Source organism: Streptomyces lushanensis (assembly GCF_001700515.1).
Lineage (GTDB): Bacteria > Actinomycetota > Actinomycetes > Streptomycetales > Streptomycetaceae > Streptomyces > Streptomyces lushanensis.
The window spans coordinates 1-20,249 of record NZ_MAUD01000450.1; the positions used below are offsets into that span (position 1 = coordinate 1).

Below are 20,249 nucleotides of genomic sequence, written 5' to 3' on the forward strand. Positions count from 1 at the left end.
AGTGCGCGCCGCGGCGCGCACCGGTCCGCCTGCCGTCGGGCGAGCCGTCGGCCGCGTCGGCACGGGGCGACGAGCGGGGCGACGTCGACCGACCCGGCGCAGGGCAGCCGGGCAAGCAGGGCGGCCGAGCCCATCGAAACGACAAGAGGTCGCGCCCATGACGACCTGATTCCTTCCCTCTCTCCCACACTCCTCGTCGGCCGGCTTCCACGGCAGGCGAGCCGAGCCATGTCATTTCCCGCCCCTGAAAGCGGAGACCCTCAATGGCACCCACCCTCACTCCTCAACTGACTCTGTCGCTGAAGCCCGGCACGGCCTGGTCCGACGCCTGGGAGCGCTGCCTCGCCGTGGCGCCCGAGGCCTTCCAGGACGACCGTGTCCTGAACCTCTGGGACGGCTCGTGGCAGTCCGACGGCCGGGCCCTGCCCGCCACCAGCCCGGTCGACGGCAGCCCCATAGCGGGTCCGCCGCGGCTGGACGCGGCCACCGCCCAGCAGGCTGTGCGAGCCTGTCTGGACGAACACCGCGTCTGGCGGCACGTTCCGCTCACCGCGCGCAAGGCGCGGGTGAGCGCCACGCTCGACGCGCTCACCGAACACCGTGAACTGCTCGCCCTGCTCCTCGTGTGGGAGATCGGCAAGCCGTGGCGCCTCGCCCAGGCCGACGTCGACCGTGCGATCGACGGTGTGCGCTGGTACGTCGACAACGTCGACCGGATGCTGGAGGGCCGCAGCCCGCTGCCCGGCCCCGTCTCCAACATCGCGAGCTGGAACTATCCGATGTCCGTCCTGGTCCACGCCATGCTGGTGCAGGCACTGGCGGGCAACGCGGTGATCGCCAAGGCCCCCACCGACGGGGGAGTGGCCTGCCTGACCCTGGCCTCCGCGCTCGCCGTCCGCGAGGGCATCCCGATCACCCTGGTCAGCGGCAGCGGCGGCGAACTCTCCGAGGCGCTCGTGCGCTCGCCGGAGATCGGCTGCGTCTCCTTCGTCGGCGGCCGGGACACCGGCGCCAGGATCGCGACCGCGGTGGCCGATCTCGGCAAGCGCCATGTCCTGGAACAGGAGGGGCTCAACACCTGGGGCATCTGGAACTACAGCGACTGGGACGCCCTGACGGCCGTCATCCCCAAGCTGTTCGACTACGGCAAGCAGCGCTGCACGGCGTATCCGCGTTTTGTCGTCCAGCGCTCGCTCTTCGCGGACTTCCTCGCGGCGTACCTCCCCGCCGTACGCTCCATCCGGCTGGGCCATCCCCTGGCGGTCGAGAAGCCGGGGGACCCGCTGCCCGAGCTCGACTTCGGGCCGCTCATCAACGCGGCCAAGGCCAAGGAACTGGCCGACCACGTGGCCGAGGCGATCAGCCGCGGCGCGGTCCCGCTGCACGAGGGATCGCTGTCCGACGGTCTGTTCCTGCCGGGCCAGGACACCAGCGCGTACCTCCCGCCGGTGACCCTCCTCAACCCGCCCCCGTCCTCGCCGCTGCACCACGCGGAGCCCTTCGGCCCGGTCGACACCATCGTCCTGGTCGACACGGAGGCGGAACTGCTGGCCGCGATGAACGCCTCGAACGGCGCCCTCGTCGCGACCCTCTCCACCGACGACCCGGCGACCTACGCCCGGCTCTCCCCGCAGGTCCGCGCCTTCAAGGTCGGCCACGGCAAGCCGCGCTCGCGCGGCGACCGCGACGAGCTCTTCGGCGGCTTCGGCCACTCCTGGCGAGGCGCCTTCGTCGGCGGAGAGCTCCTGGTACGAGCGGTCACGGACGGCCCCCCGGGCGAACGCCCGCCGGGCAACTTCCCGGACTACCACCTGATGCCCTGACCCACACCCCCCGACCCGCACCTGACCACACCCCCTGACACACCGCCCCGTCGGGCGCTCCCACCCCGGGGCCACCCGACGGGCCGGCCGGTCAGGCGCGTGGGGTGCCGTACGGAGCCCCTCCGCACGGCACCCCACGCATCCCTGACCACCGGATATACGGGTGAGGACCACCCCGATCCCCTGGTATCGTTGTCCCCGTCGCCGCGCACAGACCCGCGGTTCGACCACTCGTCCGGGTGGCGGAATGGCAGACGCGCTAGCTTGAGGTGCTAGTGCCCTTTATCGGGCGTGGGGGTTCAAGTCCCCCCTCGGACACTGACTGAACCGACCGGTAGCCCATGGGTTGCCGAAGAGTGCTGGTTGAGATCATCTCAGCCGGCATTTTTTGTTTTCCGGATTCCGCCAGGTGCACTGGGCCCTGGCCTGGGTGATCACCGGTTCGCTGCTGGTCCATCTCGGTGCCAGGACGCCCACGATCGCCGAGCATTGGCGACGCCGGCGGATGACCCATCCGGCCAGGACCGCGACCGCGGCCAGTGTGTAGGCCACTGTGCCCGTCCCGCCGCCCAGCGCCCGGCCGGTGACATAGGCGGCGGCGCCCGCGACGGCGACACCGAGCCACTCCCAGCGGCCGTCGAGGGCGACCAGCGCGACCAGGAGCAGTGCGTACCAGGAGTAGCCGGGGGTCAGGACCAGGAACGCTGTCCCTGTCACCAACAGGGCCCCGCTCCAAGGGCGTTCCGGGTCACCCCTGCGCAGTACGTGTCCGACTGCCGCGAGCATGACGGCCCCGACCACCGGCAGTGCCCAGGAGTCGGGGACCAGCAGCCGCAGCAGGGCGTAACGGCTGCGGGCCGAGGCGTCCTCGTATCCCTCCTCTTCGGCGTAGCCGCCCAGATAGCCGAGGACGGACGCGTGAGATCCGAGGACGTAGGGCAGATAGACCAGGCCCACCACCACGGCGGCGGGCAGCGTCACGGCCACCACATCGCGTCCGCGGCGTACACCGGACAGGGCTCCCGGCAGGAGGACGGCCGGCAGCAACTTGGCCGTGATCGCGAGGCCCAGCAACGCGCCCCCCGTCGCCCGCCGCCGCACGACCACGCCGAGCGCGGCGACGGACAGCAGGACGGCGAGTACATCGGCATGGGCGTTGTTCACCGCCTCGACGGGTACCGCCGGACACCAGGCCCAGAAGGCGGCGTTCCGCGGATCACCACGCCGCCGCAGGATCATCAGGAGAGCGCCGGAGGTCATCACGGACAGCAGGGCCGCGCCGGTCTGGAGCCCCTTGTGGCGGACGTCGGGCGGCGAGAGTTCGTGGACCAGCAGGAAGTAGCCCTCGGCCACCGGCGGGTAGATGGTGGGCACCTGGGGGCGGTTGATCCGAGTACACCTCCCCTCCGGCACCGGTGTCCGGTCCGGGCCGGTACAGGCGGCGCCGTGCGGGAAGAGCCAGTCGTCGCGCAGTCGGTCGAGCGCGGGGTCTGCCGGGGCGTGGTCGTACGGGGAGATCCCGGCGGCCTGCACTCTGCCGTCCCAGGCATAGCGGAAGGAGTCGGTGCTCGTGCGGGGAGCCGCTACCAGTCCGGTGGCGGCGATCACGACCGCGCCGGTCAGCACCAGTGTGACGGCCTGCCGCGCGGGCACCTCGCGCAGGCTCCAGGCGGCCGCGGCGAACAGAGCCCAGGAGGCCGCGTACCACCAGGACAGCCCGGCCGGATCCGTGTGATAGCCGTCCTTCCGCACGGTCAGTACGAGTGTGGCGGCCAGGGCTGCCACGAGGAGGGCGGAGACGGTGGTACGGAGGCTGCGCATGGCGACAGCGTGGCAGCGCGAGCGTGGGAAACCGGTCTCACGGGGCACGACGTCCGTGTTTCGTAAGGTCCCGGACGCGCCTGGCGGAGTCCGGTCTGCGGCCCGAGGGCGGGCTCGGGGTGAGCCGAGCCCGCCGCTCAGCGCCGAGGTGGGAGCGGCCCGGGGCGCCGTGTGAGTTCCGTGAAGGCGCGTCCCGCCTCCGTCCACTCACGTCGGCGGACCCAGCCGGCCGCCTCGGCATGGCCGTTCAGGGCGCGGGCGCCGACCCGTGCCCAGGCGAAGGAGGTGCCGAGTCCGCCCCGGCCGTTGTCGAGCCGTACCTCACAGCGCTCATCCACGTCCAGGGCGAGGGACTCGACGATCACGGTCCCCTTCCGGCCGGTGATCTCCCCCAGACGCCTCAGCAGGGTCACGGGATCGCCGCCGATACCGATGTTGCCGTCGATGAGCAGCGCGGTGTCCCAGCGGCCCTCGCCGGGCAGTGGTTCGAACACCGACCGGCAGAGCGCGAGTCCGCCCGACCGCTTGGTGAGCGCCACCGCCGCCGGGCTGACATCGATGCCCAGTGCCGGATGCCCCCGCGCCGCGAGGGCGGCGACCAGCCGGCCGGGGCCGCATCCGACGTCCAGGACCGATCCCTCGCACCGGGCGAGGACGCCCAGGTCCGCGGTATCGGGGGCGGCGCACCAGCGTTCCACGTCCAGGGACAGCAGCCGGCCGTCGTTCCGCCGCAGATGGAGCGGGCCCCGGCCGCCGCGCAGCGCGTCGGAGTAGGGATCCTCGTGCCAGGCCGCCGGGGGCGCGAGGGCGCGGCCGGGAGCCACCGCCGCCGTCAGCGGTCCTCGTACCCTCATGCGCCGGCCGTCCGGCCGCCGGGAGCGGGCGCAGCCAGCCGCGTGTGCAGGGTGTGAAAGCTGCCGCCACCCGCCTCGGCGGCCACCAGCCGCGCGTCCTCGGCGGTGTCGACGTCCCGCAGTGTCGCCATGCGGCCGACGCGTAGGCCGGCGGCGACGAGCCGCGCGTACTGTGCGGCTCCGGTCTCCGGAACCGACATCGGTATCCCGCGCAGCAGCCCGGGGTCCGGTGCCGCGAGTCCCAGCGCCCAGAAGCCTCCGTCGACGGCGGGCCCGAACCAGGCGTCATGCTCGCGCCAGGCGTCCGGGGCGAGCGCGGGGGCCAGCAGACCCGTGGTGACCTGCGGGGTGTCCATCCCGATGAGCAGGGCGGGGCCCGTGCACAGGGCGAAGGCGGCGGCGAGCCGCTCGTCCAGTCCGCCGGTGCGCTGGGGCACCACGTCGAATCCCGGTACCAACCAGGGTCCGGGCCGCCCCTCCAGCACCAGCACCCGCCGGGTGGCCGGAGTCCGGGCGAGGGTGGCCAGGGTGTCGGCGAGAGCGGCCTCGGCCAGCGCGGCGGCCTCCTCCGGGCTGAAGGGCGGGGTGAGCCGGGTTTTGACGCGGCCCGGCACGGGTTCCTTGGCGATGACGAGAACCGTGGTCACCGGGCGGCCCCCGGCACGGTCGCGCCCGGCCTCGCGGTGCCCGGTTCGGCGAGTACCCGGCGCATGTCGCGCACGGCCTGCCAGGTGCCCCGCCAGGTGCCGGTGACCTTGGACTCGCCTGTCCGGGGCAGGTACGGCACGTCGGCCTCTCGTACCCGCCATCCGGCGTCGGCGGCGCGGACCACCATCTGGAGCGGATAGCCGCTGCGCCGGTCGGTCAGGTCCAGGCCGAGCAGCGCCTCGCGGCGCACGGCCCGCATGGGACCCAGGTCGCGCAGTCGCAGACCGGTGCGTCGGCGCAGCATCCAGGCCAGCGCGAGATTCCCCGCGCGGGCGTGCACCGGCCAGGCACCCCGCCCCTGAGGTCTGCGCCGCCCCAGCACGAGATCGGCCCCACCGTCCGCGACCACTTGTACGAAGCCGGCCAGCAGCCCGGGATCGAGTGAGGCGTCGCAGTCGCAGAAGCACACGATGTCGGCCTCGGCGGCCAGCAGCCCGGCGTGGCAGGCCGCGCCGAAACCGCGGCGGGGCTCGTGCACCACGGTGGCGCCGAGCTCAGCCGCGAGTTCCGCGGATCCGTCGGTGGAGCCGTTGTCGACCACGACGGCCCGCCAGCCGGCGGGAACACGGGCAAGCACCCAGGGCAGGGCCTCGGCCTCGTTCAGACAGGGAAGTACGAGATCTACGGTCACGGTCTTCACCGTAGGAATTCCGTACGGACATAGCGGACATCGACTCCTTACGGAACGCGGACGTCGCTCTCCGCGGCCCGCTGCGCCGGGAACGGGCGGGCCGGCTGATGCGACGCTTGGGTCCATGAGCATGGAGATCCCACCGGGCCGCGTCCTGGTCGTAGACGATGACCCGACGGTCGCCGAGGTTGTCAGCGGGTATCTGGAGCGGGCCGGCTTCGCGGTGGAACACGCCGCCGACGGCTGGGCCGCACTCGAAAGCGCTGCTCGGTGCCGACCGGACCTGGTCCTCCTGGATCTGATGCTGCCGGGGCCGGACGGGCTGGAGGTGTGCCGCAGACTCCGCGCCACGGGCCCGGTGCCGGTGGTCATGCTCACCGCACGAGGTGACGAGGAGGACCGGATCGCCGGACTGGAGCTCGGCGCCGACGACTATGTGACCAAGCCGTTCAGCCCGCGTGAACTCGTGCTGCGTATCGAGTCCGTACTGCGCCGCAGCCGGGGTCCGGGCCGGGGACCGGATGCCCGGGCGGCCACCGGTTCGGGGGCCGCACTGCGTGGTGCCGGGCTGGCCTTGGACCCCGCCACCCACCGCGCCTCCAAGGACGGCCGGGAACTCGCCCTCACACTGAGGGAGTTCGATCTCCTCGCACACTTCTTGCGCCATCCTGACCGGGCACACAGCAGGCAGGATCTGATGCGGGACGTATGGGGCTGGGACTTCGGAGACCTGTCCACGGTCACGGTCCATGTGCGGCGGCTGCGCGCCAAGATCGAGGACGATCCAGGCCTGCCGCGGCTCATCCAGACGGTCTGGGGCGTCGGCTACCGCTTCGCCCTTCGACCCGGTACCGGCATTCCGCACGGAAAGGATTCCCGGTCCGGGCCCGACGACCGGCCAGGGGCGGGGGAGGCGCGGTGAAGGACCTGCTGCTCATCGCCGCCTTCGCCCTGGCGGGGGCCGCCTGCGCGGGAGTTGTCGGCGCCGTCGCCCTGCGCCTGGTACGCCATCGCTCGGTCACCGTCTCCCTCACCGTGGTGGCCGCCGTCACGGTCACCGCCATGCTGACCGGAACACTCACCGTCGCCCAGGCGATGTTCCTGTCCGGGCACGACCTCACCGTCGTGACACTCGTGGTGACCATGGCTGCCGTCGTCTCGCTGGTCACCGCCTTGCTGCTGGGCCGCTGGGTGGTGGCCCGCAGCAACGAACTCGCGCTCGCGGCACGTGACTTCGGTGACGAGGGAAGCTTCGCCGCCCCGGCGGGACCGGCCACCGCCGAACTTGCCGAGCTTTCCCGGCAGCTCGCCGCCACCAGCGCCAAGCTGGCCGCCTCCCGCGAGAGGGAACGGGCGCTGGAGACCTCACGCCGCGAGCTGGTCGCCTGGATCTCCCACGATCTGCGCACCCCGTTGGCCGGGCTGCGGGCCATGTCGGAGGCGCTGGAGGACGGCGTGGCCGACAACCCGGCCCGCTACCACCGGCAGATCGGTGCCGAGGTCGACCGGCTCAACTCCATGGTCAACGACCTGTTCGAACTGTCCCGGATCCACGCCGGAGCCCTGACCCTCACCCCGAGCCGGCTCTCGGTCTACGACCTCGTGGGCGATGCCCTCTCGGGAGTCCATCCGCTGGCTCACGAGCGCGGGGTGCGGCTGGTCGGTGACGGGGTCGAACCCGTACCGGTGGAAGTGGACGGCAAGGAGATGACGCGGGTCCTGGCCAACCTCCTCGTCAACGCCATCCACCACACTCCCGCCGACGGCACGGTCGCCGTCGCCGCCGAACGACAGGCCGACGCGGTCATCCTGTCGGTGACGGACAGCTGCGGCGGCATACCGGAGGAGGATCTGGGGAGGGTCTTCGACACGGGCTGGCGGGGCAGCGCCGCCCGGACCCCTCCGGCCGGCGCCGGACTGGGCCTCGCGATCGTGCGTGGCATCGTCGAAGCCCACGCAGGCCGCGCGGAGGTGCGTAACGTACGCGGCGGCTGCCGCTTCGAGGTCACCCTGCCCCTGCGGACGCCTGCACTCTGAAGGCCGCGGCGCGTATTCCGCGGCGGCCGGTCGGCGGACCGGGCCGTACGAGTCTTCGGGGCGTCGGCCGCCGACACCGCCGAAGCACGAGAAAGAGGCCCGGCTGTCTCACATTCCGGGCATCAAGCCTGTCGGGGCGCCGCGGAAGAACGCTGGCGCGCCCGCGCGAACTCGGCCATCCCTTCGTCGAAGCCGACCTGTGGCCGCCAGCCCGACTCGACACGCAACCGCGTGGAGTCGGCCGTGATGTGCCGTACATCGCCGAGCCGGAACTCACCCGTCACGACCGGGGGCGGTCCGCCGTGGGCCCTGGCCAGAGCCTGCGCCATGTCCAGAATGGTGTGGGGTTCGCCACTGCCCGTGTTGTAGACGGTCATCGAGCCGACGGGCCGTCCCGCGACCGCCTCAAGTGCCACGACATTGGCCGCGGCCACATCGAATACATGCACGAAGTCGCGACGCTGGGCGCCGTCCTCGAAGACCCGCGGCGCCTCCCCGCGTGCCAGGGCCGACCGGAAGAACGACGCCACCCCCGCGTACGGGGTATCCCGCGGCATTCCCGGCCCGTACACGTTGTGATAGCGCAATGACACCGCCCGGCCCCCCACGCTCCGCGCCCACGCGGCCGCCAGGTGCTCCTGCGTCAGCTTCGTCGTCGCGTACACACTCCGCGGATCCACGGGCGCGTCCTCACCGATCAGTCCGGGGACGAGTCCGGCTCCGCAACGAGGGCAGCGCACTTCGAACCGCCCCGCTTTCAGATCAGCGGTTTCACGCGGACGGGGCCGTACGGCCCCGTGCCGCGGACACGCGTACCCGCCCTCCCCGTACACGACCATCGACCCGGCGAGTACGAGCCTGCGGACCCCGGCCTCCGCCATCCCGGCGAGCAGCACCGCGGTACCCACGTCGTTGCAATCGGCGTACGCGGGCGCGTCCGCGAAGTCCTGACCCAGCCCCACCATCGCCGCCTGATGGCATACGGCGTCGACCCCGCGCAGGACCGCCCGTACGGCCTCAGGATCCCGGACGTCGCCTCGCACCACCGAGGTGTCCGTCAGCACCGGGATCTCCGGATGCGAGGTGGGCAGGAACGTGTCCAGAACGACGGGCTCATGCCCGTGCTCCCTCAGTGCCGTGACAATGTGGGCGCCGATGAAACCCGCGCCTCCCGTGACAAGTACTCGCATGGGGGGAACGCTACGGAACTCCGCGCGTACGACGCGGTTTCCGCACCGGCACGTAAGAGTTCCGTCACCCGTCACCCGTCACCGCATGGTCGGAAGCCCCGTGAGCCTGGCCGAGGCCCCTGACGGCAGGCCGGCCGTCGTGCTCCTCCGTCGCGGTGCCTGGTGCCCGTGGTGCAGCCGCGCCCTGCGCATCTGTCGGGGTTGCCCTCGCCCTGAAGGACGCGTGCGGGAGGGAGCCTTCCGGAGTCGGTGGATGGGTGGTGGCGCCGGCCTGCCCGGTCACTCGGACGGGTCGCCGGGCGCCGCGGGCCGTGAACCGTTGCGCGGACCGGGCCGGCCTCGGAGCGCGAGGGACAGTACGTACCAGACGGCCGAGGCCGCGAAGAGGGCCGCGGTGACGAGCAGCCAGTGGCCCAGGAAGACATCGGGACTCAGCCCTGTCGCAGCCGTGTATCCCGGAACCCGGCGGAGCACCAGCGGGTACCAGACGAGCAGCAGGAGCAGCGAGACGAGGCCCGGGACCCGGACGTGGTTGATCAGGGCCGCCCGGTCGGCAGCCCCGTCCGCGGAGGCGGTGGCGCCCGCCGGTAGCAGCCGCCGCACCGCGCGGTCGAGGAGGGTGTAGAGGGGCAGCAGTACCAGGTCGTGCACCAGGGCCGCGCCCACGAACCAGACGGCGACGGCCAGGGCGTTCTCTCCCAGCAACCGGACGCCGGCGTACGCCGTCAGGGCGAAGGAGCAGAGGATCAGCAGCAGATGGAGCGGGGAGCGGCCGTAACGGGCACGGAAATACCTCATGAGATGGCTCCCGACTCCGAGACCGGGGTCGTTCCGAAGGTGAGGTTCGTGACCCACTTGGTGTTGTGGACGCCCGGGTTGGCGGGGACGATGATCCGCGCCGGGTAGCCGTGGTCGAGCGACAGGTCGGCGCCGTTGACACGCAGCGCGAGCAGGGAGCGGGGATTGCGGACCTGGTTGTCCCGCAGGACCGTGGAGCCGAAACCGCCGCGTTGCAGGGAGTCGACCCGGACCGAGGGCAGGTCCTCGTGCAGCCCCACCAGGGCCGCCAGGTCGGACAACCGCACTCCGCTCCAGTGCTGGTCCTCGGTCGACCACCCCTCCACACAGGCGATGGGCAGCCAGGCCGAGTGCTGCGGCAAGCGGAGCACCTCGGCGCGGGTGAGCACGGCCTCGCGGGAGCCGCCGCGCACCACGAGCCGCCAGTGGGCGCCCGTGTCCTCGGCCTGGACGCCGACGTCCGCGGCCGTCTTGTTGATCGGGAAGCCGTTGGGACCCTGCCCGGGGTTCCGGCCGTGCGGAGCGAGCAGGGCCGTCCGCCGCAGGCTGCCGCCGATGCTCTGACCGGCCGTCACGACCAGCAGCGCCAGGGAGGCGAGGCCCACCGTGCCGAGGATGCCGCGTCGCGACATGGTCGGCGGAGCGGGCCGCGGGGAGACCAGGCCGGTCCGGTCGGGTGGTTCAGGGCGGGTGTCGCTGAGAGGGGTGCGCAGCTCGGTCCGCAGCCGCCGGCTCCGCAGCGCGCGTGCCACCACGCGGAGACGGAGGGCGACATGCACGACGAACGCGCCGATGAACACCCAGGCACCGTAGAAATGGAGGGTGTAGAAGGAGCCCGGAAAGATGTAGTGAAGCTGGATGTTCAGCAGACCGGTGGCGAACTCGAACAGTGCGCCCCCGACGAGCAGCAGCAGGGAGAGCCGCTCCAACGCCTGGCCGGGCGAGCGCACGGGCGGCCAGGTGAACAGCTTCGGGATGACCGACCACAGCTTGGCCAGCAGTACGGGGACGAGGACGACGCCGAGTGTGACATGGACGCCCTGGGTGACCCGGTAGAGCCAGGACGGACCGGTCGGCCAGGCGAAGAGGTAGAAGCCCAGCACCCCTTTGTCCGGTGTCTGGTCGTTGATCGGGGACAGGTCCGGGTTGTAGGCCGCGTAGGAGAGCAGGCCGGTCACGAAGAGCACCGTGATGCCGACGAGCAGGACCAGTCCGAGGACCGAGGTCAGCCACGGTCCCCGCAGCGGGCTGCGCCAGAATCCCGGCCGGGACGGCCCTGGCGGCGGCCCGCCCGTCAGCCGGGCCCGCAGCCGGGAGCGGGGAGACTCCGGTGCCCGCGTGGAGCCCTCGGCGACGGGGCCGCCGGTCCGTCGGCCGGTCCGGTCCCCTCCCGGGCCGGGCGGGTCGGGCGGCGACTGCGGGCGCTCGGCGGCCGAGGGGCGGTCAGTCGTCATCGTTGCCTCTTCTCTTGGTCGCGTTCGACAGGTCGTGCTTCCCGAGGCACGCACTTCAGGGTTTCTGCCGCTGGTGACGGACTCCGGCCCGACCAGTGGCGGTGGGCGGCCGCGCCGCAGACCACAAGGGCGGCGGCGCCGTACGCCAACGCCTGCAACGGCATCCGAGGGAAGGCCGCGTTTCCGACATAGAGCACCGCGCCGGCGGCGGGGACGGCGAGCCACTCCGCACGGCCGTCGAGCGCGACCAGGCCCACGACCAGCAGGGCGTACCAGGAGTAGCCGGGCGAGACCAACGTCAAAGTGGTGCCGGTCATCAGGAGAGCTCCTTGCCATGGCCGCTCAGGGTCTCCGCGCCGCCAGACGTACACCGCGGTCAGCGCGATGAGCACGGCGGCGACGGGTGCCGCCGCCACGTCGGGCAGCAGCAGCCGCAACAGGGCGAAACGGCGCACGTCGCCGGGCTCGTAGCCCTCCTCCTTCAGATAGCCGGGCAGGTAACCCAGGACCTGGCCACCGGAGACCGCCGCGTACGGCAGATAGACGAGCACGAAGGCGACGACCGCGGGCGCCGCGGTCCGCAGCATGGACCGCCGCCCCGACACGGAGCCGACCAGCGCGAGGACCGGCAGCAGCTTCACCGCCGTCGCGGCGCCCAGCAGAACACCGCGTCGGCTGCCCTGACCCACGGCGCCCAGCGCCAGAACGGTGAGCAGTACCCCCAGGGTGTCGACGTGGGCGTTGTTGACCGCCTCGACCGGCACTGCCGGGCACCACGCCCAGAGCGCCGCCGCACGGGGGTCCCGGCCGCCGCGGCGCAGCACGGCCAGCAGCGCGGCCGTGGTGGCGAACGCGAGTACGGCGCCCGCGGCCTGGAAAGGCTTGTGCCGCCCGTCGGCGGGCGACAACGCGTGGACGGCGAAGAACCACCACTCCGCTACCGGGGGATAGATCGTGTGTGCCTGTGGACGGTTGATGCGGGTGCACTCCGTCGGCCGGGGGCCAGGTCCGTCCTGTGCCGCCGGGAACGTGTGCAGTTCCAGGCGCAGGACGGTGGCGGGGTCCTGACAGGCGGAGTCCGGGGGGAAGAGCCATGGGTCGCGCAGCCGGGCGAGTTCCGGAGCGGCCGGCGGATAGGTGTACGGGGAGATGCCCGCCGCCTGCACGGTGCCGTCCCAGACGTAGCGGAACATGTCGCTGCTGGTGCTGGGCGGTCCGGCCAGGCCGGTCAGAGCCACAACCGCGCTTCCCGCGAGGATGACGCCCGTCGCCCGCCGCACCGGGACCGCCCGCACCGTCCAGCAGGCGGCGGCGAACATGACCCAGGCCACCGCGTACCAGAGCAGGATGCGTTCCGGGCGGGCGAGTACTCCACCGGTGCGGACCGAAACGGTGGTCGCCGTGACGACACCCGCCAGCAGTACGAGTGTGCCGGCCGTCCAGACGCCGGACCGGCCGGCGCGAGCCCGCCCGGCGAACGGGGCGAGCGTGCTCATGTCGGCCCGTTGGGAGTACCGCACCGATGCCACGGCCCGGGGCGGCGTCGGCCGGGCCGCCGGTACCTGAGCGGGAGGGGCACGGGGTCACCGATCTCTGTTTCCTGCACGGAGGATGGTCACGACAAGCCGGGGAAAGCTGGGCAGAGCAGCACGCGGTATAGGCGGTTGCCGACGGAACGCCCGCCGAGGGGCGAGGACGGCGAGCGGAACCGGGTGATCAGGGTGACCAGGGACGAAGATCCAGGAAGCGGCGGCCACCCTCGGACCATTCACCTGCCACCGTCCAGCCCGCTCCGACGGCGACACCACGCAGCGCCGCCGAACCCACCCTGGCCCAGAGGAAAACGGGGCCGCAGCGGCCGAGGCCGTCCCGTACCCGGACAACCAGGCGCTCGTCCACCTCGTGGGCATCCGCCTCGACGAGCAGCCGGCCCCCGGGGGCAAGCAGATCGCGCGCCCGGGCCAGCAGCGTTTCCGGGGCACCGCCGATCCCGATGTTGCCGTCCGCCAGCAGCACCGTGCCCCAACGCCCCTCGGCGGGCAGCCGGTCGAAGACCGACCTGTGGACCACAGGCCGGCCCTCTCGACGGGCGCGGGCGACGGCAGCGGGGCTGATGTCCACTCCGAGGACCGGCCGACCCCGCCGAGCCAGGGCTATGACCAGCCGCCCGGGCCCGCAGCCCAGATCGAGGACAGGCCCTTGGCAGCGGTGCAACAACTCCTGGTCCGCGGAATCGGCGGGGGCGCACCAGCGCTCCACGTCCAAAGGCAGCAGCCAGCCGTCGGAGCGCTGGAGGAAGAGGGGACCGCGGCCGGCATCCAGTGCGTGCAAGTACGGATCGGCGGCCCAAGCGGCGTCGGCGGCCTGTCCACTCAGTACCGTCTCGTGCACTGCGCGACTCCTTCCGCTCGGACGTCGGCGCGGGCCAGTGCCGCGGCAAAACGCGTTCCAGGCGCCTCGGCGGCGACCGCGACGGCGTCGGCTGCGGTGTCCACGTCACGCAGCGGAGGCAGGTCACATACCGTCAGACCGGCAGTGGCGAGGCGACGCCGCTGCAGCCGTCCGGTCTCGGGGGTCGACATGGGCACACCCCGCACCAGGGAGGGGGCCAGCGACGGGTTGGCAAAGCCCAGGGCCCAGAAGCCGCCGTCGGCAGCCGGACCGAACCACGCGTCGCCCCCGCACCAGTCCACGGCATCCAGCAGCCCGGCCGTCAGCTGCGGGGTGTCCATGCCGATGAGCAGCGCCGGACCGTCGCAGACGACGGCGAAGGCTGCCGCGATCCGCTCGTCGAGTTCACCACCGGCTTGCGGAACGACCTCGACTCCCGCGGGCAGCCACGGCCCCGGCTCGCCGTCCAACACCAGCACGCGGTGGCGCACGGCCGCGCGCAGCACGGCGTCCAGGGTGTCGGCCAGGGCGGCCTCGGCAAGGACGGCGGCCTGGGCGCAGCTGTACGGCGGAGTGAGCCGCGTCTTGACCTTTCCGGGCACCGGCTCCTTGGCGAGAACGAGCACGGTGGGCGCTGCGTGCCGTTGCGGGGCGGATGTCATCTCCGGGCCTTTGCGGCGTCGGCCGGGGTGACGGCGGGCGCCTCGGCGAGGACCGCCCCCATGTCGCGTACCGCCTGCCAGGTGCCCCGCCAGGTCCCGGTCACCTTGGACCGACCGACCCGTGGTGCGTAGGACACGTCCGTCTCACGCACCCGCCATCCCGCCTCCGCCGCACGGACGAGCATCTGCAGGGGGTAGCCGGAACGGCGGTCGGTCAGGCCCAGACCGAGCAGGGCCGTACGGCGGGCGGCTCGCATCGGGCCGATGTCATGCAGCTCCGCCAGACCCGTGCGGCGGCGTACCCGCCGTGCCAGCTCCCGGTTGGCGAGCCGGGCGTGCAGCGGCCAGGCGTCTCCGGTCACCGGTCTTCGACGGCCGACCACCAGGTCGGCGGACCCGTCCAGCAGGGGGACCGTCAGAAGCGGAAGCTGAGCCGGGTCGAGGGAGGCATCGCAGTCGCAGAAGCAGACGACCTCAGCGGTGGCGGCACACAGGCCCGCGTGGCAGGCAGCACCGAAGCCACGCTGCGGCTCGTGGACAACCAGGGCTCCCAGCTCGGCGGCGAGAGCCGCGGAGCCGTCGCGAGAGCCGTTGTCGACGACGATGGCCCGCCAGCCGGTCGGGATGCGGCCAAGTACCCACGGAAGGGCGGCGGCCTCGTCCAGACACGGCAGGACCACGTCGACCGGTGCTCCCACGACCACAGGAGAATGAGTGTCGGTCACGGTCACCCTATTCGACAAAAAAGAACATATGGAACATCGCGACCTTATGGGATGCGGAAGTGCGGCGCATCGGCTCGGTACGCGACCTCCTTGCCGCTGTCGGCAACTCCACGGGGGAGGAAGTCCGTCCCGGCGCTCGCCCTTGGTTCGGGACACGTCCCCGTTCACGGTCGAAGGCAGTGACGGAGGTGCGGAGCCACATGTCTCCGACCTGCCGACGGCTCTGGTCACCGGCGCGGGCCGGGCGGCGGCCGTCCGGGTCCTCCACCGTGGAGACAGCCCCGGCAGGGCCACGGCGGGAGCCCCTGGCGAGGCAGCGCCGCTCCCTTCCGATCCCGGTGGCCCGGGCGCGGCCACACGAGTGACCCAGGACATCGTCGAGGCACTGAGCCGGGGCAGGATCCTCGCCGGAAACGTGTGGAAGCGGTGGGACTTCGCACCGTACGACCTCGGGCTGTCGTCGCTCTTGAGGGCGGCGGCGAGGCCGGGGCGGCAGGACCGCGCCGTCGAGGCCGCCGGAGCGCGGCCGGTCGGCGAGCCGTGCCGTACGGCGATCTCGTCGGCGGGCGAGGGGAGTTGCCCAGCGGTCATAGGCGCCGGGCGGTAGCCGTAGGGGCCCGCCGATGTGGGCTACGGCAACGTCGCTGTGGTGGGGGCGGGAACCAGTCCGTCCCCGTCGTCCGTCAGGGTCGAGATCGCGGCGAAGACGTAGAGACAGCCCACCGCCACCACCGCCGCACCGGCCACGGCAGGTGTCCAGGCCCTCAGCTTGGCCATTCGCAATAGGAAGCGAGAGGGAGGGTGATCCACGCCGCCGCAGCCGCCAGAAATCGACCCCGCCCCGGCCGCGGACGTCTGTCGCTCATGTCCGCGGTGCCGGACCGCCGGTATCGCCCTGCGGGTCCCGCCGCTGAGGCTGTGCACGGACAACGGGGTGATGATCGCTGCCATCGGCGATCTGCTGGTGAGGGCCGGTACGGTACCAGCGCGTTGGACGTGCCGTGATCCGTGGGGTACCGGTCCAAGTCCCCCTCGGACGCTGAGGGTGAGTCCGAGTCTTCGGGAGATCTCCCGGGAGTTTGCCGTATTTCAATCCCCGGCGACGGTGGCCGTCGGCTCCTTGATCAGAGCCGCGGCGCGTTCCGCGATCGCGTAGACAGCGGCGTTCGTGTTGGAGTTCACGATGGACGGCATGACGGACGCGTCCGCCACGCGGAGCCCGGTGACACCCCGTACCCGCAGCCGGGGGTCCACCACGGCGGTGGTCCCCTCCGGTCCGATCCGGCAGGTGCCCACGTAGTGGTAGTAGACGAGCAGGCTCTTGCCGAGGTACTCGCGGAACGCGGCCCCGCCGGTCGTGCCGGGGCCCGGCAGCACCTCCTCGTCCCGCCAGGCACTCAGCGCGTCGGCCTCGCCGATCCGGCGGGCGGCCCGCAGACCGGTCGCCATGGTCTCGATGTCACGGCCGTCTCCGAGATAGTCCGGGTCCACGAGAGGCGCCGTTCCGGGCTCCGCGCTCGCGAGGCGTACCGTCCCACGGCTGCGGGGATTCACCGCCGAGAAGGCGATCGTGTAGCCGTCGTCGGGTCCCGGCAGTGACGGGGCACGGTAGGGCAGGCTCGCGAAGAGGATCTGCAGATCCGGTACGGCCGGGCCGGGACCGGTCCGTACCATCCCCATCGCCTCCCCCGGAGGATTGCTCATGATCCGCGGGACGGGCCGCCGGACGGTGTACGTGAGGGTCGACATGGGGTGGTCGTGCAGATTGGCCCCCACGCCCGGCAGGTCGAGCACCACGTCCACTCCCACCGCGCGCAGATGGTCCGCCGGCCCGATCCCGGACAGCAGCAGGAGCTGCGCGGAACCGATGGCGCCGGCCGTCACCACGACCTCCTCGGCGCACTCCACGGAGCGGGTCTCACCGTCCTTCGCGTACTCGACTCCACGGCACCGGTCGTCGGTCACCATCAGACGCAGTACGAGGGCATCGGTCACCACGTCGAGGTTCGCCCGGTCCATGACCGGCCTGAGGTAGGCGTCGGCCGCGCTCTGGCGTACGCCGTCCGCGATGTTGTTGTCACACCAGCCGAACCCCGTCTCCAGGCCGCCGCTGATGTCGTCCGCGCGCGTGTGCCCGGTCTCCACCGCCGCGTCGACACACGCGGCCACCAGGGGATTGGGCTCGGGCGGAGGCCCCACCGTCAACGGACCGTCCATCCCGCGCAGCGCGGGATCATGTCCCCGGGCCCTCTCGCTGCGTCGCATGTACGGCAGGAGATCGTCGAATCCCCACCCCGTGGCGCCCTGCTCGGGCCACACGTCGTAACTGGAGCGATGGCCACGGATGAAGTTCAGCCCGTTGATGCTGGAGGAGCCGCCCAGCCCCCGTCCCCGGGGCGTCGGGATCGCCGAGCCCGTCGACGCCTGTACGACGCTCAGGCCGCCCCAGTCGGCCGAGCTTCCCATCAGCTCCGGCCAGGCGCCCGGCACGGCCATCAGCTCCAGTGGATCCCGGGCACCGGCCTCGATCAGAAGCACCCGGACGTTCTCGTCCTCCGTCAGCCGGGCGGCGAGCACGCATCCCGCTGTCCCCGCGCCCACGACGACATAGTCGTACCCCGTGGTCGAAGCCATCGTCCGCTCCTTCCCTCAGACCTTCCCTCAGACCTTCCCTCAGACCTTCCGTCGGGCCATTCGGCGCACCCATGTTCCTGAGGCGGTTCATGACGGCTGGTTCGCCGGAAATCCGCGCTTGCGTCGCACCGCCGAGTTTTCCTTCCCCCACGGTCGAGACCAGGACGAGCGCGTACGGCAAGAGGCGCGCCGTACGCCGCGTACCTCGGCCGCGTAGTCGCCGGGCGTGTACGCCAGGAACTCCACGTCCGGTAGGAATCGGGAGCCCGCGTGGTCGGACAGCGACATGGCAAAGGGCATCCAGCGCGCCCCGACGCACACCGGCATTCCACCGCTCGTACACCCACCAGCCGCGCATAACCCCGGGCCCATGAGTACCCGGCCACGCTCCGGCGCCGTGGGGTCTCGGGCCTCGCGGATCAGGAGCCCGCCCACGTCGTGGTCGGTCCACTCCAGCACTCCTCCCACGATAGGCGAGGACGCCGGAGGCGGCCGGGGAGCCGGGCCCTCTCCGGCACACCCCGCCCGGCCCGCGGCCCGCGTCGGCCGCGCCTCGATGACACCAGCCGCCCGCCGCCGGCGGGCCCCGCCGCACGACAGTGAGCCGGAAGTGTCAGTCGTCGCTGCTGATCGCCGATGCTCTCGCCTTCCGACTGCGACGCCGTCCGCTCAGCCGCCGCTCATCTTGTCCAGTGGCCATCAGCAGCACGACCAGAGCAGCACGAGCGCGTAGACGCGATGTCAAGGAACAGTGCACGCGCGGGCAAAGACGCGCCTCGTCAGGACGACAAGACTGGCCACAGGGCACGGAGAGCGTCCGGGGGTTTCTTCCGGACCCGAACCGTCATTCGTCTTCGAAAATTGGAGTGAGACATGACACGACTTCGCCGATTTGCGGCAACTTGCGTATTAACGGCGGCACTGACCGGCGTCGTTGTTGCCCCAGCCGGGGCCGGCCCGCTCACGGACACCCTCCCGCATGGTTCGGTAGAGCAGGATGACTGGGCTACGTCGGTACCTGCTTCGGCCTCCGGGGCCGCTGCCAGCTGTGGAGTGGCGTCCACCAAAGTGAACAAGCGCGCCAAGCCGTCACCCTCCGCGGAGCTCCTCGGCACCATCGCTCCGGGGACGAGCGTCTGCGGCGACCTCAAGATCGGCGCACAGTACACAACGTGCGGTCACACATCGACGGTCTGGTTGCGCATCCCCGGGGTCAAGGGACTGCCGACCGGTTTCTCGCCTGCCTGGTGCTTTGTGTGATTGCTTGCGGCATCGCTCCGCTGGACGCGGCGGCCCTGAACGCGGGACCGGCCGTAGTGTCCGGCCCCCGTGTTGACACGGCCGGAGATGTCCGGTGCGCAGAGGTATTTCTGTGCCCGGACGGCGATAAGGCTGAGGCCGCAGTCGCGACTCCGTAGCAGGCTCCGTGGAGCGTATGGCCGGGTGGCGGCGATGGCCGGGCTCGCCCGCCCGTCGCCGTCACCCGCCCCCGAAGCGGTGAACCTGTCGGCCAGATGCCGCAGTCCGAAGAGGAGCAGCTTCTCCCTGGACTCGAAGTAGTACTGCACCAGCCGCAGCGAGACGCCCGCCTCGGCCGCCACGTCCCGCATACCCCCAGCGTGCAGCCCTTGTCGTCCGGCGGCCCGGACGAGGCCCTTCCTGCGGGCGTAGCGCTGAACTGGAAGTTCCGTAGGTGGGCAACGAAGAACAAGGTGGAGCTGCGCTTCACGCCCCCTGCCCGCTGCCAGGCCGGCCCGGCCGCGGTTGCCCGGCCGCGGTTGCCACGCCGACGGGGTGGGCCGGCAGGTCGGGGCGGCGGGCTTCGCGTCGGTCGCGGGCAGGGTGCGTGCGCGTTTCCGGGCCACTTTCATCCAGTACAGGTGTTGACATCGATCGCGTCCGGCGGTCAAGCTGCCTCCGAATCGTGTTAACGATAACATTTGAATCCCCGGCCCCGAAGTCATCTCAGGGACCGGGAACACCGCCGAGCTTGTCAACCCACCAGCGGGCCGCAGGCGCTTTCCCGGGCGCCGCTGTCCCGCTGTCCGCCCTGTTCCAGAAGGAGACCGTGTGTACCGGCTCGATCCGCGCTACGCCCCCGCCCCGCAGGCCGTCCTCAGCACGGGATGGCAGGCAATGGCCGCGCAACTCCCCGACGGACCGGCAGTGGTGGCCGTCGAGGGAACACCCTCCGTGGACTGGTCTCAACTCGGCGACCGCCTCGAACGCGAACTGACCGCCCGCGGTACCCCCGTCACCCTGCTCGACGTACGCGAACACTACGCACCGCCGGCCCAGATCAGGCACCGCACCGAACGGCCGGAGGACGCGGACGACCCCTACTACCGCAAGCTTGCCGAAAATCCCCTCAACGACCTCTTCGACGCCCTCCCGCGGCCCGCACCGCCTCAAGAGGGACTTCTCCTTGTCTACGGGCCCGGCTCCGCACTCGTGGAGCACGACCTTCTGTGGTACGCCGACTTGCCCAAGCGGTACGCGGAGGCTGCCGCCGGCGCCGGCG

17 protein-coding genes, 1 tRNA gene and 3 pseudogenes are annotated in these 20,249 nt (G+C 71.9%); 7 read left to right on the top strand and 14 right to left on the bottom strand.

What is annotated here, in order from left to right:
* The first annotated feature begins 263 nt into the window (after window positions 1-263).
* A complete protein-coding gene (locus BFF77_RS29125) occupies window positions 264-1,823 on the top strand; it encodes an aldehyde dehydrogenase family protein (protein ID WP_066955787.1) in 1,560 nt (519 codons plus the stop codon).
* A 233-nt stretch (window positions 1,824-2,056) separates the two neighbouring features.
* Window positions 2,057-2,141: transfer RNA gene (locus BFF77_RS29130), tRNA-Leu, on the top strand.
* Window positions 2,142-2,192: 51 nt separating this feature from the next.
* Here the strand turns inward: BFF77_RS29130 and BFF77_RS29135 are convergent.
* The 4 genes from BFF77_RS29135 to BFF77_RS29150 form a co-directional block, all read right to left on the bottom strand.
* Window positions 2,193-3,644 carry a glycosyltransferase family 87 protein gene (locus BFF77_RS29135; protein WP_079125590.1) on the bottom strand — a complete coding sequence of 484 codons (1,452 nt, stop codon included), beginning with the start codon at window positions 3,642-3,644 and terminating at the stop codon, window positions 2,193-2,195.
* Between the two features lie 137 nt (window positions 3,645-3,781).
* The gene (locus BFF77_RS29140; RefSeq protein WP_066955791.1) at window positions 3,782-4,498 is read right to left on the bottom strand and encodes a class I SAM-dependent methyltransferase; all 717 of its coding nucleotides are present in this window, start codon (window positions 4,496-4,498) and stop codon (window positions 3,782-3,784) included.
* Window positions 4,495-5,145, bottom strand: a complete 651-nt coding sequence (locus BFF77_RS29145) for a TIGR04282 family arsenosugar biosynthesis glycosyltransferase (RefSeq protein WP_066955794.1) — start codon at window positions 5,143-5,145, stop codon at window positions 4,495-4,497. The genes BFF77_RS29140 and BFF77_RS29145 overlap by 4 nt, the downstream gene beginning before the upstream one ends.
* A complete protein-coding gene (locus BFF77_RS29150) occupies window positions 5,142-5,846 on the bottom strand; it encodes a glycosyltransferase family 2 protein (protein ID WP_245703768.1) in 705 nt (234 codons plus the stop codon). The genes BFF77_RS29145 and BFF77_RS29150 overlap by 4 nt, the downstream gene beginning before the upstream one ends.
* Before the next feature lie 115 nt (window positions 5,847-5,961).
* Between BFF77_RS29150 and BFF77_RS29155 the strand changes: the two genes are divergently transcribed.
* The gene (locus BFF77_RS29155; protein WP_066955796.1) at window positions 5,962-6,759 is read left to right on the top strand and encodes a response regulator transcription factor; all 798 of its coding nucleotides are present in this window, start codon (window positions 5,962-5,964) and stop codon (window positions 6,757-6,759) included.
* The gene (locus BFF77_RS29160) at window positions 6,756-7,874 is read left to right on the top strand and encodes a sensor histidine kinase (protein ID WP_066955800.1); all 1,119 of its coding nucleotides are present in this window, start codon (window positions 6,756-6,758) and stop codon (window positions 7,872-7,874) included. The genes BFF77_RS29155 and BFF77_RS29160 overlap by 4 nt, the downstream gene beginning before the upstream one ends.
* Window positions 7,875-7,996: 122 nt before the next feature.
* Here BFF77_RS29160 and BFF77_RS29165 read toward each other — a convergent pair whose 3' ends face one another.
* The 7 genes from BFF77_RS29165 to BFF77_RS29195 form a co-directional block, all read right to left on the bottom strand.
* Window positions 7,997-9,064, bottom strand: coding sequence for an NAD-dependent epimerase/dehydratase family protein (locus tag BFF77_RS29165; protein WP_066955803.1), 1,068 nt, complete (start codon window positions 9,062-9,064; stop codon window positions 7,997-7,999).
* 279 nt (window positions 9,065-9,343) lie between these two features.
* Window positions 9,344-9,862 carry a hypothetical protein gene (locus BFF77_RS29170; protein ID WP_066955807.1) on the bottom strand — a complete coding sequence of 173 codons (519 nt, stop codon included), beginning with the start codon at window positions 9,860-9,862 and terminating at the stop codon, window positions 9,344-9,346.
* Window positions 9,859-11,316, bottom strand: a complete 1,458-nt coding sequence (locus BFF77_RS29175) for a molybdopterin-dependent oxidoreductase (protein WP_079125591.1) — start codon at window positions 11,314-11,316, stop codon at window positions 9,859-9,861. Before BFF77_RS29175 ends, BFF77_RS29170 begins: the two co-directional genes overlap by 4 nt.
* On the bottom strand, window positions 11,313-12,812 hold the full coding sequence (locus BFF77_RS29180) for a glycosyltransferase 87 family protein (RefSeq protein WP_079125595.1): 1,500 nt from the start codon (window positions 12,810-12,812) through the stop codon (window positions 11,313-11,315). Before BFF77_RS29180 ends, BFF77_RS29175 begins: the two co-directional genes overlap by 4 nt.
* 220 nt (window positions 12,813-13,032) lie before the next feature.
* A complete protein-coding gene (locus BFF77_RS29185) occupies window positions 13,033-13,707 on the bottom strand; it encodes a class I SAM-dependent DNA methyltransferase (protein ID WP_079125592.1) in 675 nt (224 codons plus the stop codon).
* Complete coding sequence (locus BFF77_RS29190; RefSeq protein ID WP_066955813.1) at window positions 13,689-14,369, bottom strand: TIGR04282 family arsenosugar biosynthesis glycosyltransferase; 681 nt, start codon at window positions 14,367-14,369, stop codon at window positions 13,689-13,691. The genes BFF77_RS29185 and BFF77_RS29190 overlap by 19 nt, the downstream gene beginning before the upstream one ends.
* Entirely contained in the window at window positions 14,366-15,094 is a 729-nt protein-coding gene (locus BFF77_RS29195) for a glycosyltransferase family 2 protein (protein ID WP_066955831.1), read from the bottom strand. Before BFF77_RS29195 ends, BFF77_RS29190 begins: the two co-directional genes overlap by 4 nt.
* A 361-nt stretch (window positions 15,095-15,455) precedes the next feature.
* Between BFF77_RS29195 and BFF77_RS29200 the strand changes: the two genes are divergently transcribed.
* On the top strand, window positions 15,456-15,701 hold the full coding sequence (locus BFF77_RS29200) for a hypothetical protein (protein WP_066955816.1): 246 nt from the start codon (window positions 15,456-15,458) through the stop codon (window positions 15,699-15,701).
* A 23-nt stretch (window positions 15,702-15,724) separates the two neighbouring features.
* On the opposite strand, the gene BFF77_RS36025 is transcribed toward BFF77_RS29200, so the two are convergent.
* Window positions 15,725-15,871, bottom strand: a complete 147-nt coding sequence (locus BFF77_RS36025) for a hypothetical protein (protein ID WP_169922745.1) — start codon at window positions 15,869-15,871, stop codon at window positions 15,725-15,727.
* A gap of 94 nt (window positions 15,872-15,965) precedes the next feature.
* Between BFF77_RS36025 and BFF77_RS38295 the strand changes: the two are divergent.
* A pseudogene (locus tag BFF77_RS38295) lies at window positions 15,966-16,250 on the top strand (hypothetical protein); the annotation flags it as partial.
* Here BFF77_RS38295 and BFF77_RS29205 read toward each other — a convergent pair.
* Window positions 16,184-17,728: a GMC family oxidoreductase gene (locus BFF77_RS29205; protein ID WP_066955819.1), complete on the bottom strand. Its 1,545-nt coding sequence runs from the start codon at window positions 17,726-17,728 to the stop codon at window positions 16,184-16,186. The pseudogene BFF77_RS38295 and the gene BFF77_RS29205 sit on opposite strands and share 67 nt — an antisense overlap.
* Window positions 17,729-19,227: 1,499 nt before the next feature.
* Window positions 19,228-19,386 (bottom strand): annotated as a pseudogene (locus BFF77_RS33810) (TetR family transcriptional regulator); the annotation flags it as partial.
* 412 nt (window positions 19,387-19,798) lie between these two features.
* Here BFF77_RS33810 and BFF77_RS29215 point away from each other — a divergent pair.
* Window positions 19,799-20,249: pseudogene (locus BFF77_RS29215) on the top strand (class I mannose-6-phosphate isomerase); the annotation flags it as partial.

Bases quoted from the DNA above. Each gene is read 5' to 3' on its own strand.
- BFF77_RS29125 (WP_066955787.1), top strand. From the start codon at position 264: ATGGCACCCACCCTCACTCCTCAACTGACTCTGTCGCTGAAGCCCGGC.
- BFF77_RS29135 (WP_079125590.1), bottom strand. From the start codon at position 3,644: ATGCGCAGCCTCCGTACCACCGTCTCCGCCCTCCTCGTGGCAGCCCTG.
- BFF77_RS29140 (WP_066955791.1), bottom strand. From the start codon at position 4,498: ATGAGGGTACGAGGACCGCTGACGGCGGCGGTGGCTCCCGGCCGCGCC.
- BFF77_RS29155 (WP_066955796.1), top strand. From the start codon at position 5,962: ATGAGCATGGAGATCCCACCGGGCCGCGTCCTGGTCGTAGACGATGAC.
- BFF77_RS29165 (WP_066955803.1), bottom strand. From the start codon at position 9,064: ATGCGAGTACTTGTCACGGGAGGCGCGGGTTTCATCGGCGCCCACATT.
- BFF77_RS29170 (WP_066955807.1), bottom strand. From the start codon at position 9,862: ATGAGGTATTTCCGTGCCCGTTACGGCCGCTCCCCGCTCCATCTGCTG.
- BFF77_RS29175 (WP_079125591.1), bottom strand. From the start codon at position 11,316: ATGACGACTGACCGCCCCTCGGCCGCCGAGCGCCCGCAGTCGCCGCCC.
- BFF77_RS29180 (WP_079125595.1), bottom strand. From the start codon at position 12,812: ATGAGCACGCTCGCCCCGTTCGCCGGGCGGGCTCGCGCCGGCCGGTCC.
- BFF77_RS29190 (WP_066955813.1), bottom strand. From the start codon at position 14,369: ATGACATCCGCCCCGCAACGGCACGCAGCGCCCACCGTGCTCGTTCTC.
- BFF77_RS36025 (WP_169922745.1), bottom strand. From the start codon at position 15,871: ATGGCCAAGCTGAGGGCCTGGACACCTGCCGTGGCCGGTGCGGCGGTG.
- BFF77_RS29205 (WP_066955819.1), bottom strand. From the start codon at position 17,728: ATGGCTTCGACCACGGGGTACGACTATGTCGTCGTGGGCGCGGGGACA.